General features: G+C 62.9%; 14 protein-coding genes. 4 read left to right on the top strand and 10 right to left on the bottom strand.

Translation table 11 applies throughout. The features are described from left to right. Window positions 1–650 precede the first annotated feature (650 nt). From N5D61_RS25755 to N5D61_RS25770, 4 genes are all read left to right on the top strand, one after another. A complete protein-coding gene (locus N5D61_RS25755; RefSeq protein WP_279894677.1) occupies window positions 651–2,711 on the top strand; it encodes a carbon starvation CstA family protein in 2,061 nt (686 codons plus the stop codon). Further along, window positions 2,711–2,908, top strand: coding sequence for a YbdD/YjiX family protein (locus tag N5D61_RS25760; RefSeq protein ID WP_279894678.1), 198 nt, complete (start codon window positions 2,711–2,713; stop codon window positions 2,906–2,908). The genes N5D61_RS25755 and N5D61_RS25760 overlap by 1 nt, the downstream gene beginning before the upstream one ends. 204 nt (window positions 2,909–3,112) lie before the next feature. Further along, the gene (locus N5D61_RS25765; RefSeq protein WP_108240625.1) at window positions 3,113–3,625 is read left to right on the top strand and encodes an AraC family transcriptional regulator; all 513 of its coding nucleotides are present in this window, start codon (window positions 3,113–3,115) and stop codon (window positions 3,623–3,625) included. 139 nt (window positions 3,626–3,764) lie between these two features. Then, window positions 3,765–4,685 (top strand): LysR family transcriptional regulator, encoded by a 921-nt coding sequence (locus tag N5D61_RS25770; protein WP_108240626.1) that lies wholly within the window; start codon window positions 3,765–3,767, stop codon window positions 4,683–4,685. Window positions 4,686–4,751: 66 nt separating this feature from the next. Here the strand turns inward: N5D61_RS25770 and sctU are convergent, their stop codons facing one another. The 10 genes from sctU to sctD are packed head-to-tail and all read right to left on the bottom strand — an operon-like array spanning window position 4,752 to window position 12,031. Further along, the gene (sctU, locus tag N5D61_RS25775) at window positions 4,752–5,828 is read right to left on the bottom strand and encodes a type III secretion system export apparatus subunit SctU (RefSeq protein ID WP_279894679.1); all 1,077 of its coding nucleotides are present in this window, start codon (window positions 5,826–5,828) and stop codon (window positions 4,752–4,754) included. 31 nt (window positions 5,829–5,859) lie between these two features. Further along, window positions 5,860–6,654 (bottom strand): type III secretion system export apparatus subunit SctT, encoded by a 795-nt coding sequence (gene sctT, locus N5D61_RS25780; protein ID WP_108240628.1) that lies wholly within the window; start codon window positions 6,652–6,654, stop codon window positions 5,860–5,862. Then, window positions 6,655–6,921 (bottom strand): type III secretion system export apparatus subunit SctS, encoded by a 267-nt coding sequence (gene sctS, locus N5D61_RS25785; RefSeq protein WP_108240629.1) that lies wholly within the window; start codon window positions 6,919–6,921, stop codon window positions 6,655–6,657. 7 nt (window positions 6,922–6,928) lie between these two features. After that, entirely contained in the window at window positions 6,929–7,582 is a 654-nt protein-coding gene (gene sctR, locus N5D61_RS25790; protein WP_108240630.1) for a type III secretion system export apparatus subunit SctR, read from the bottom strand. Beyond that, the gene (locus N5D61_RS25795) at window positions 7,579–7,992 is read right to left on the bottom strand and encodes a FliM/FliN family flagellar motor switch protein (RefSeq protein ID WP_279894680.1); all 414 of its coding nucleotides are present in this window, start codon (window positions 7,990–7,992) and stop codon (window positions 7,579–7,581) included. The genes sctR and N5D61_RS25795 overlap by 4 nt, the downstream gene beginning before the upstream one ends. Further along, entirely contained in the window at window positions 7,982–8,716 is a 735-nt protein-coding gene (locus N5D61_RS25800; protein WP_279894681.1) for a type III secretion system protein, read from the bottom strand. The genes N5D61_RS25795 and N5D61_RS25800 overlap by 11 nt, the downstream gene beginning before the upstream one ends. Further along, window positions 8,713–9,261: a type III secretion system HrpP C-terminal domain-containing protein gene (locus N5D61_RS25805; RefSeq protein WP_279894682.1), complete on the bottom strand. Its 549-nt coding sequence runs from the start codon at window positions 9,259–9,261 to the stop codon at window positions 8,713–8,715. The genes N5D61_RS25800 and N5D61_RS25805 overlap by 4 nt, the downstream gene beginning before the upstream one ends. Before the next feature lie 6 nt (window positions 9,262–9,267). Beyond that, window positions 9,268–9,714 carry a type III secretion protein gene (locus N5D61_RS25810; RefSeq protein WP_279894683.1) on the bottom strand — a complete coding sequence of 149 codons (447 nt, stop codon included), beginning with the start codon at window positions 9,712–9,714 and terminating at the stop codon, window positions 9,268–9,270. Window positions 9,715–9,716: 2 nt separating this feature from the next. Then, entirely contained in the window at window positions 9,717–11,066 is a 1,350-nt protein-coding gene (locus N5D61_RS25815; RefSeq protein WP_279894684.1) for a FliI/YscN family ATPase, read from the bottom strand. After that, a complete protein-coding gene (gene sctD / locus N5D61_RS25820) occupies window positions 11,063–12,031 on the bottom strand; it encodes a type III secretion system inner membrane ring subunit SctD (RefSeq protein ID WP_279894685.1) in 969 nt (322 codons plus the stop codon). The genes N5D61_RS25815 and sctD overlap by 4 nt, the downstream gene beginning before the upstream one ends. Window positions 12,032–12,047 lie beyond the last annotated feature (16 nt).

Below are 12,047 nucleotides of genomic sequence, written 5' to 3' on the forward strand. Positions count from 1 at the left end.
AAAAGCAAAGCAAAGCAAAGCGTAATCAACCCATGCCCTGAATCAAACGACGCTCTGCTCTTGCTCTTCGCTCTTGCTTTTGATCTTCCTACACAAACAGCCCAGCCACCGCCGAACGCGACTTGGGTGCAGGCTGAGCGGAGGTGTCGTGGAGTGGGTTGAGCGGCCTGGAGCCGCGAGAGCCGCGCGGCCAGGGATGGCCGTCCGCGGCGTGCCCACGGAGCAACGCCGGAAGGAGGGAACCCGGCGCAGCCGGGCCAAACCAGGAGCAAGCGGTTTTCCTCCATTTTGCCAAGACAAAATGGAGTCGCCCGTACGGGGCGAAACCCCAGCTCCCAGCCCACGCACAAACGGATCTGCCCCCGATCTCAGCGGCACCCATAACCACGCCATACGGATCCCGACACCGAGGGCTGATCCATCCGCAACATTGACGCAACGATCACAGCCTTCCAAGTGCCGCGTTGAAGACACCCCAGAAAGGTCCGAGCCGATCCGCAACTGCGTCTCTACGTAGTACTACGCAGGCGCAACCGTAGTATTACGAATTTCTCTGGCTGACAACTGCGCGGATAGTGGCGACGCTCCGGTACCCCGGATCGAACAATAACAATGACGCCGCAGCCATGAGCTTCGGCAGGAGACCCACCATGACCCGACTGACCAAACACCTGGGTTGGTTCGCCGTTGCAGCCCTAGGGGCCTGCGCCCTGGGTGTCGTCGCGCTGCGCCGCGGCGAGGCCATCAACGCCCTCTGGATTGTCGTCGCCGCCGTAGCCATTTACCTGGTTGCGTATCGCTACTACAGCCTGTTCATCGCCAACCACGTCATGCAACTCGATCCGACCCGGGCGACTCCGGCAGTGATCAACAATGATGGCCTGGACTACGTTCCCACCAACAAACACATTCTTTTCGGCCACCACTTCGCGGCGATCGCAGGGGCAGGCCCGCTGGTCGGTCCGGTGCTGGCGGCGCAGATGGGCTATCTGCCCGGCACGCTCTGGTTGATCGCCGGGGTGGTGCTCGCTGGCGCGGTGCAGGACTTCATGATCCTTTTCCTCTCCACTCGCCGTAACGGCCGGTCGCTGGGCGACATGGTGCGAGAGGAGATGGGCCGCATACCTGGCACCATTGCTCTGTTCGGCTGCTTCCTGATCATGATCATCATCCTCGCGGTGCTGGCACTGATCGTGGTCAAGGCCCTGGCCGAAAGCCCGTGGGGCATGTTCACGGTGATGGCGACGATCCCGATCGCGATGTTCATGGGCGTGTACATGCGCTACATCCGTCCGGGCCGCATTGGTGAAATTTCCCTCATCGGCGTGGTGTTGTTGCTGCTGTCGATCTGGGCCGGTGGTCAAGTGGCCTCGCACCCGGAATGGGCCCATGCCTTCACCTTCACGGGCGTGCAGATCACCTGGATGCTGGTGGGCTATGGCTTCATCGCCGCCATGCTGCCGGTCTGGCTGCTGCTGGCGCCGCGTGATTACCTGTCGACCTTCCTGAAGATCGGCACCATCGTCGCGCTGGCCATCGGTATCCTGATCCTGGCGCCCGAGCTGAAAATGCCAGCGCTGACCCAGTTCACCGACGGTTCCGGCCCCGTCTGGAAAGGCAGCCTGTTCCCGTTCCTGTTCATCACCATCGCCTGCGGTGCGGTGTCGGGTTTCCATGCGTTGATCTCCTCGGGCACCACACCGAAGTTGCTGGATAACGAGAAGAACGCCCGTTACATCGGTTACGGCGGCATGCTGATGGAATCCTTCGTGGCCATCATGGCCATGGTCGCCGCGTCGGTCATCGACCCAGGCGTGTACTTCGCCATGAACAGCCCGGCCGCCGTGGTCGGTGCCGATCCGGTTGCCGTGGCGCAGACCATCAGCAGTTGGGGCTTTGCCATCAGCCCTGACACCCTGATCGCCACGGCCAAGGACATCGGCGAGAACACGGTGCTGGCCCGTGCCGGTGGCGCACCGACCCTGGCCGTCGGGATCGCGCAGATCCTGCACCAGGTGCTGCCAGGCGAGAACACCATGGCGTTCTGGTACCACTTCGCGATCCTGTTCGAAGCCTTGTTCATCCTGACGGCGGTCGATGCCGGTACTCGCGCCGGTCGTTTCATGCTGCAAGACCTGCTGGGCAGCTTCGTACCCGCGCTGAAACGCACCGAATCCTGGACCGCCAACGTGATTGGAACCGGCGGCTGCGTCGCGCTGTGGGGTTACCTGCTGTATCAAGGCGTGATCGATCCGCTGGGCGGCATCAACACCCTCTGGCCGCTGTTCGGGATCTCCAATCAGATGCTGGCCGGGATCGCGTTGATGCTGGCGACGGTGGTGCTGATCAAGATGAAGCGCCAACAGTACGCGTGGGTCACCATCCTGCCTGCTTCCTGGCTGTTGATCTGTACCGTCACCGCGGGCTTGATCAAGCTGTTCGATCCAAGCCCCGCCGTTGGCTTCCTGGCCCTGGCCAAGAAATACAGCGCTGCGGCGGAAGCCGGCCAGATCCTCGCCCCGGCGAAGACGGTCGATCAGATGCAACACGTGATCTTTAACGCGTACACCAACGCGGCATTGACCACGCTGTTCCTGTTCGTGGTGCTGAGCATCCTGTTCTACGCGATCAAGATCGGTCGTGCCGCCTGGGTCAAGAAAGAGCGCAGCGACAAGGAATCCCCCTTCCAGGCCATGCCGGAAGCGCGCTGATGTTCAATGACCTGAGTCGCCTCGGCAAGTACCTTGGGCAGGCGGCCCGCCTGATGGTGGGCATGCCTGACTACGACAACTACGTCGAGCACATGACCAAGACCCACCCCGGCCAGCCGGTGATGTCGTATGAGGCGTTCTTCCGCGAACGCCAGGATGCGCGCTACGGTGGTAAGGCGGGGCCCAAGTGTTGTTGAGCCGTCGTTGAGTCCGAAAGAAACGCCACGCCCCGTCGTGGCGTTTTTCGTTTAAGCCTTAATCCTCCTGAAACGCGCCGTTCCAAGGGCATGAGCGCTGCTCCTTATTAATCCTTCAGAACGTTTAATACCCCGAGAAAGACTTTAAGCATTCGCCCCACCAGACTCTGTGAACCGTCCACCTCGTGATCTGGAGAGTCCGGAATGAACGCATTCGATCCTTCGCTGTTTCGCTCGCTGCTGACATCCATTCGTGCCCTGCCGGGCGGCGAACAGGTGCTGCTCGAACAGGTGGTGCAGGAACTGTCTGCGCGTCTGGTGGCCGAGGAGCGTAGGCAGGACCTTGAAACACCCGCTGAAAAGGTCGCCCTCTCTCCCTGGCAGGAGCGACGGGCCAAGGAATTGATGTCGAGCCAGATGGACAAGGGTTTGTCGATCGCCCAGGTCGCCAGCGAGTGCTCGCTGTCGCGCAGCCATTTTTCTCGTGCGTTCAAGAAAAATACCGGCCTCTCGCCACGGGATTGGTACCTGCAATTGCGGCTTGATAAAGCCAAGGGGTTGCTGAGCGACTCCGGTCTGACGATCTCGCAGATCAGCTTGGATTGCGGTTTCGCCGACCAGTCGCATTTCACCCGGGTGTTCACCCGGTCGGTGGGCATCACCCCCTTCAACTGGCGCCGCACGACCACCCGGGCCGACGTCCGTTGCGCGGGCTGAAGGAGAACGTCGACGCAGAGCACAACGGTTCAATCGCAGCGGGGGATTGTGGTGTACACCTGTCGAGGTATATTCGCTGCAGTCGTCTTTTCCGCTTCGGTCAAGGCACTTCTTCCTACGCTTATCCCGGAACCGATCCATGAACCGCAATGACCTGCGCCGCGTCGACATGAACCTTCTGGTGATCTTCGAAGCCCTGATGTTCGAACGCAATCTGACGCGGGTCGCCGAGAAACTGTTCATGGGCCAGCCAGCGATCAGCGCGGCATTGGCCCGCCTGCGCGACCTTTTCGACGACCCGCTGCTGTTGCGCAATGGTCGCGCGATGGAGCCGACCGCCCGCGCGCTGGACATTCTCAAAGAGCTGCAACCGGCGCTGGACACCATCTCCGGGGCGGTCAGCCGGGCCAAGGAGTTCGACCCGACCACCAGTTGCGACATCTTCCGCATCGGCCTGTCCGACGATGCAGAGTTCGGTCTGTTTCCGCCGCTGCTGACGCGCCTGCGGGAGGAGGCGCCAGGCATCATCGTGGTGGTGCGGCGGGCGAATTACTTGCTGATGCCCTCGCTGCTGGCCTCAGGTGAAATTTCGGTGGGCATCAGCTACACCACTGAACTGCCCGCCAACGCCAAACGCAGGAAACTGCGGGACATCACGGTCAAAGTGTTGCGCGGCGACAAGCGCCCTGGGGTGCTGACGCTGGACGATTACTGCGAGCGCCCGCACACGATGGTGTCGTTCTCCGGCGACCTGACTGGGAACATCGACCTGGACCTGGCCAAGGTCGGGCGGGCAAGGCGAGTGGTGGTGGCGGTGCCGCAATTCAGTGGCCTGCGTGCCTTGCTGGCCGGAACCGAACTGATCGCCACCGTCCCGGATTATGCCGCCTGCGCGTTGGTAGAAGGCTGTGCGCTGAGGGCCGAAGACCCGCCGTTCCCGATCGAGCCCGCCGAGTTATCGATGGTCTGGAGCGGCGTGCACGACAACGACCCAGCCGAACGCTGGCTGCGTTCGCGTATCTACGAATTCATGTCCCAGGAAACGCGCCCGATGCCGTGAAGGGGTAATTGGGATGCGGATTGCGAGGCTGCCCTGTCTCTGAACCAGGGGGCGTAGCCTCGTAGATCAAGCGTCCTCGATCCGGATGACCTCATCGGTGACTTCTTCCAATTGCCTCACCACTTGGTAGATGTGTGCGACTGCCAGCAGCGTGGGGCGGGGGATGTACTTGCCGGCCTTGACCTTGTACAGCGTGCGCGCGAGCCAAATGCTCTGGACCACCGGGATGTTGGCTTTTTTTGCGCGGGCGATCAGCGCCAGCGCGTCGTCGTCTTCGCCTTTGCAGTGAATCTGAGGCAGCGGGGTCTTGCCGGGACGGTAATACAGCGCAACGGCATAGTGGGTCGGGTTGACCACCAGCATGTCGGCGTCCTCCACCGGTTTGGGGGGCGCGGTGGGTGCCTGGTTAAGCAGCTCATGGGCCAGTTGCCGACGGTGGCCTTTGATGTGCGGGTCGCCCTCGGACTGCTTGTATTCCTTCTTGATGTCCTCGTGACTCATGCGCAGTTTCTTGGCGTGGAAGTATTTCTGCAGGGCGAAGTCCGCCATGGCGATCACCAGCAGCAAACCCAGCGTTGCCCGCAGGATGTGGCGGAACAGGTCCAGCAGCGCATGCCAGTAGGTCGTGAGATCGGTGTTGGCCAATAGAATCAGTGCGCCCAGGGAGGGCTTGACCACCGCGTAAAGCGTCGCGGCGATCGCCGCCGCCTTGAGCACGCTCAGAAGCAGGGTGGTGAGGTTCTGCGCAGAAAACATCTGCTTGGCATGGGCGAATGGGTTGAGTTTGTTGATGTCGATTTTCAGCGCTTTGGGCGCGAACAGAAAGCCGATCTGGACCCAGCTTCCCACCAGCCGCATCAACATCGCCATGCCGACACTGCTGAGAATGAAGCCGATCAACACCGTCGCGCCTTCGCTGGCCACTTGTTCCAGGGTGTGCAGATACGGCTTGCCGATACCGCCGAACGACAACGCCAGCAAATGCTGCAGACGCTCGACGCTTTCATCGGCCAGGCCCAGGGTGATCTCACTGACCACCAGCAGAATCAACAGCTTGCTGACGTCCTGGCTTTGTCCGACCTGACCTTTCTCCCGGGCGTCGCGCAGTTGTTTGGGCGTGGCCTTTTCGGTTTTCTCACTCATGACGGTTTCCCGCTCCCGGAACGTGCTGCGGTCATGGTTGCGGCACCAGTTGCGGCAACAGGTGCTTGAGGTCGGCCAGTTGCAGAATCTGACCGTTGCCCAGTTGCAACAATGTGGGGAGATAGATCAGCAGAAAGGCGATCCCGGCCATGCTTTTGGCGGGCATGGCGAGAATCGAGACGTTCAGTTGCTGCGCGTACAGCCCGATGATCGCCATCGCAGCCTCGATCAACAGCAGCAGGCCGATGAAGGGCGCGGCATAGAGCATCATGTGCTGCAGCGTCTGGTTGAGCTGCTCGAGAAATACGTTCAGGCCGTCCGCGGTCATGCCCGGCAACCAGGCGGTGGGTGGCCAGATCTGGTAGCTGTCCCAGATGACCTGGGTGATCAGCGACAAGCCCCCGGACAGGATGACCAGCATGATCAGGGTTTCTTGAAACAGCTCGCCGAGGGGCGTCGCATCCGGCCCCAGGGCGGGGTTGAGCTGGCCGCCGCTCAGGGCGCCCCGCTGGCTGTCGAGCAACGCGCCCACCGAGGCGAACATCCAGAAGGGGGCGTACAACAGCAACCCGATCAGGGTGCCGAGCACCGCTTCCTTGAGCAGCAGGGCGCCTATGGAGAACCAGTCGTTTTCGAACGAGGACAGCGCGCGGCTGATCGCCGGTGCCGGTACCATCGCCACCACCAGCACCACTGCGTAACGCAGCGGCCCTTTGAGGTATTTGAAGCAAAAGGCCGGGACCAGAATCATGCACGGCAACAGGCGAGCGGCCGCCAGGCCCATGCCCAGCATCAGTTCGAACAGGCCTTGGGCATCGAAAGGCATCTAGTGCATGCCCCCGGATCGGGCGATCAGGTCGAACGCCATGTTGATGAACTGGATCAACTCCACGCCGATCCAGCGCCCGGTCATGGCCAGCGTCAGGCCGACGGCCGCCAGTTTGATGCCAAAGGGCAGGGTCTGATCCTGAACCTGCATCAGCGCCTGCACCAGTGAGGTAATCACCCCCACCAACACCGCCACGCCCAACGGCGGCGCGGTCAGGATCACTACCAGAAACATGCCTTGCTTAAACAGCGCCAACGCTTCCATGGCCGTCTCACATGTACGAGTAAAAGAGGCTGTCGAGCAGGCGCGTCCAGCCTTGCACCAGGACGAACAACAGCAGTTTGAGCGGCAGCGAAATGGTCATGGGCGACACCATCTGCATGCCCAGGGCCAAAAGCAGGTTGGAGACGATCAGGTCGATGACGATGAACGGGATGTAGATCAGGAAGCCGATCTGAAACCCCGCCTGCAGTTCCGACAGCACGAATGCGGGCACAGCCAACAGCAGGTCACTCTTGCTCGCCTGGTCCGCCATCTCCTTGGGCCACATGCGCTGGGTGTTGTCCAGCAGATGGGCGCTGACATCCGGGTCGGTATTGCGCGTCATGAAGCGTTGCAGCGGTTCGATGATCGTGTTCGCGCTGGCTTGCAGCTTGTCGGTGCTGCCCATTTCCAGCGGATGCTCGTGAACCCGCTGCTGAATTTCATGGGCCACGGGTGCCATGACAAACATCGTCGCTGCCAACGCGATGCCGTACATCGCCATGTTGGGCGGCACTTGCTGGACGCCGATGGCGTTGCGGGTGATCAGCAGGGTCATGGCGATCTTCAGAAACGCCGTGCAGACGATCAGCAGAAACGGAATCAGCGAAAGGGCGCCCAGAAACAGCGCCAGCATGACCGGGTTCATCCCGTCCATGATCATGCCGGCGACGCCATACGGAGAATCTGCAGGCCCAGGCGACCGTCGACATCCACCAGTTCACCCTCGGCGACCACCCGTTCGCCATGGCACAAGGTGGCGAAGCCGGGCGTCACGCCGCTGACTTCGAGCACCGTACCGGCCGCTATCCGGCGCAAGTCTCCGAGGGTGAGGTTGAGGCTGCCGCAGCGCAGCGTGAGGTCGATCGACAACTGATCGATGGGGGCTGGCGCCTCAAAGCCGGTATCTGCCTGAGGCTGTTCATGGACGGGGTAGGGGCTTTCCTCGGCTGGCCATTCGGCCTCTTCGTTCAACGGCGCACTGAGGTGGTGTTCGTCCTGCTCGATCGACGTCTCATCGTCATCGCCGATCGAGGTGTCCAGCTCTTCGTCATAGAGCGCGTCATGGGTCATTTTCCTGAGCTTCCTCATGGCTGAAACGTACGTACAACTGCCGGTCATGGCTGTCGGTCTGCACTGCCCAATGCTGCCCGCCCAGATGCAGGCGACCATGGCCTTGGCTGTCGAACCGGGGATGCGTGGGTAACACGACATCGCCGGGTTGCAGCGAGGCCAGTTGCGCCAGCGTCAAGGACAAACCGCCCAGTTCCAACGGTGTGTGGACCGGCCAGTCTTCATTCACCTCGACCAACCGGGCTGTCCACGGCGCGGCGTCCAGCCAGCGCAGCAACACCTCGGCTGTGGCGCAGAGCACGCCGTGAACCCGGTGCTCGCCCAGACCCAACTCGATACGACAGCTCAGCTCGGCGGCCTGAGCGCCCACCGATGGAGCAGTGATACCGCTGAGTGGCGCGAGGGGCCCAAGCAGTTCCGCGATCTGCGGGCTAAAGCGTTGATTGAGGGCTTGCCAGTACCAGGGCTGGTGATCGCCATCGAGGGTGACGGGCAGATCGCCGAGCAGGCTGAGCAACGCTTCGGCGTCGCTGAGCCTGAAGGGGCCGAGCGCGCTTTGGAAAGCCGCAAGGTCTGTGTATTCGAGAGTGACGGCGAGCAGGGGGCGAAGGGTGAGGGTGCCCGTCAGCCCGTGTGCGCTGAAGGCCAGGCGGGCGCCTGCGCCCAGACGACGGCTGAATTGGGCCTGCGCGGCGCCGACGGTGCGCAAGGTCAAACGGCTCATGCGGGTAGCCCCTCTTCGAAGGACAGCGCCACATCCTGACCGAGCGCGTCCGTGAGTGCTTGCTCACAGGCACGCTGGTGCGGTTGCAGGCGCTTTAGCGCCCCACGCCGAGCGAACGCCAGTTCAATGTTCCACTGGTTGTCCCGCTTGTTGGCATTGACCTGCACCCGGCCGAGGTGAGGCATCAGCAGCGTGACGTTGAAAGGGCCATCGGGTTGCAGGGGCAAACGTTGCGCCAGTTCGTCGACCAATTGCGTGGGCACGCTGTCGCTTGCCTGTGCAAGGAACAGGCTGCCGCCACCGAAACCAGAGTGGTCAGGCGCTTCATCCACCGACGGCACCAGCAATTGCGAGAAGAACAGGCCGTCAGCAGCCACCGCCTCACCGGAACGGCTCTCATCGGAAAACGAGCGCAGGCGATCCAGATCGCCGCGACGAACGCTCAGGGCTGGGCGCTTGTCGCTCGGGCCAGGGAGCTCGGCCTGAGCCGGGCGTTGCGGGGTTGGAGGTGCGGGGCGAGGCGGGGCTTTGATGGGCGTGTTCATGGCGAGTCAACCTTGTTCGTCGAGGGCTTCGGCCAGGCAGGCCAGTTTTTCCACGGCACGCTGAAAGGCCTTGGCCTCGGCACGTGCCTGCTCCAGAAGTTGTTGCTGGGCGTCTATCCCGAGCCGCTGCCGTTCGACGTCCTGGCGGATGTACGCCAATCGGTCGAGCATGCGGTGTTCTTTCTCGTGCCAGCGCTCCAGGTCGTTCAGTGCCATGGCTTGATTGAGGTTGGCCTGACTGAGCGCCTGCCGTCTTTCCCGTTGATTGGCCCGCTCCTGGCTCAACGCTTCGCGCGTGGCCTGCAACTGCGTCTGCAACTCATCCAGAGCGCGTTGCGCCCGGCGCTGGGCCCGTTCGGCACTGGCCTGGCGGTGTTGGCGCAAGGGGGTAAGCACGGCAATCACCTGTGTCATCGCCAGTTGCTGCGGATCGATTTCCAGTTCTTCTTCCATGGTTACTCCGGCAACTGAGACGTCAACTGCATCAAGGCGTCCAGGGTCGTTTCCAGGGGGACGGGTTCGCGCAGATCCTGGCGAAGAAACGCATTGATCGGTTCGTTCAACTGCACGGCGCAGTCCGTCACCGGGTCGCTGCCCGGCTGGTATTCGCCCAGGCGCAGCAACATTTCCACCTGTTTGTAGGCCGCCATGAGTCGCCTGAGCCGGTTATTGGCCTGCTGGTGTTCACGCCCGGTGACGTTGCTGAGGATCCGACTGATGCTGGCCTGCACGTCGATGGCCGGGTAGTGCCCACGTTCGGCGAGTTTGCGCGACAGCACGATGTGGCCGTCGAGTAATGAACGCACTTCGTCGGCCACCGGGTCGTTCATCGAGTCCTGTTCGATCAACACGGTGTACAGCGCTGTGATCGAGCCGGTTTCGCTCATCCCGGCACGCTCGACCAAGCGAGGCAACAGGGTATAAACCGATGGCGGCAGACCGCCCCGGCCCAGGGGCTCGCCCGCGGCGATGCCGATCTCTCGTTGGGCGCGGGCGAAGCGGGTCAGCGAGTCGAGCAACAACAGCACCTTCATGCCGCGTTCACGATAGGCTTCGGCAATGGCGGTGGCCGTGAACGCGGCGCGGGCACGCTCCATGCTCGAACGGTCCGACGTGGCGCAGACCAGCACCGAGCGGCTGCGCAGGGTGGCATCCAGTTCATGGTCGAGAAATTCGCGCAGCTCGCGACCCCGTTCGCCGATCAGGCCGAACACGATCACGTCACACGCCATGTTCCTGGCCAGCTCGGCCATGAGCGTGGTCTTGCCGCAGCCGGCGCCCGCAAACAACCCCACGCGCTGACCTTCCCCCAGCAGAATGGCGCTGTCGATGGCCCGCACGCCGGTGGGCAAGGCCTGGGTGATGCGTGGGCGTTGGGTCGGTGGCAATGCGTCGGCGATGACGGGCAGGGTCACACGGCGATCATCCGGCCCGGCGAACGCGCCTTCGGAATCCTCCAGCAAGGGGCGGCCAAAACCATCGAGCACGCTGCCCAGCAGGCTGTCGTCGACACCAATGCGATGCGCCATGCCAAGCGGCCGAATGTGCGCACCGACCTGGATACCGTCCGGCGTGCCCAGGGCACTGAGCAGGGTGCAGTCGCGAGTGAAGCCGACGATCTCCGCAAGCATGCTGCTGCCGTCGGATTTGCTCACTTCGCACAGGTCGCCGACCTTGGCCGCCGGGATCTGGCACTCCAGCAGAATCCCGCTGACGGCGCTGACCCGGCCGCTGGCGCGCACCGCACTCACAGCCCCTAGGCGCCGGGCATGGGCGGACTTCCACGGGTCGAAGGCGGCGTTCACCAGCTCACCTCATAGTGCCGCTCGCCATCGAACTGGATGCGATCGTCGTCGATGCGGGTCAGGCGCAGGCCATTGAGCTCATCGCCGATGTACAAGCGATGGCCGTCGGCCGTGACCAAATGGGCATGAGGGCCGGACATGATCTGCACAATGGTGAACGGCAGGCCGCTGCTGGACGCCGTGACGTTGTCGATCAAGGCCACCGGCGTGTCGTAACGCTCCTTGAAACGTTGCAGCATGCGCTGGTAAACCCGTTGCGATTCAGGCTTCAGGCTGCCGCTCAGCTCCAGGCCTTCGGCCGAGGCCTGGACGTTGACCTCGCTGAGCAGCCGGTCACTGAGCATGGTCGCGAGCTGGCGGCGGGCCTCCTCGACACTCGCCAGTCGCTTGCGTGGATGGGCCATGGCCTCGGCCGGGTCGGGCCTAGGCTGGCTCTGTGCCAAGGCCGGGCTTGCCATTGCAGTGATCGCCGGTGCCGGCGCACTGCTGCGCGTCAGGCTCCACGCGCTTCCGGCGATGCCCAGCAGCACCCCTACCACGATGCCTGTGGTGCGATTGAGCAGGCGCGAACGCGACTCGACTTTTTCCAATGGGGGCGTCGATGCCGCGGGTTCAGCTTCCGGGGCAGGGGCCTCGGGGATGGGGGGCTGAAGCACGGCGGGCACGTTCGGCCAGGCGTCGTCGGCCGCCGATACGCACAACCACACCGAGCCCAGGACGAACGCGGTATTGGGTATGAGCTCAGCGGTCGTGTGACGATGGCCTTCCTGATCGCCGATCTGGCCGTCGGCGCCGCTCATCAGCCAGCGTTCGCCATCGCGCTGCAATCGGCAATGTAGCTGCTCGACCCCCGGATCGTGCAGGGCCAGATCCTGCTCGGCATCCGCGCCGATGTTCCATTGTTCGCCCACCAGCGGCAGCGCTGCGCCCTGATGCAGGCCGCTCAACACCCTCAATTCAAACATGGGAAGTTCTCCGGCG

The organism is Pseudomonas sp. GD03842, assembly GCF_029841165.1.
Lineage (GTDB): Bacteria > Pseudomonadota > Gammaproteobacteria > Pseudomonadales > Pseudomonadaceae > Aquipseudomonas.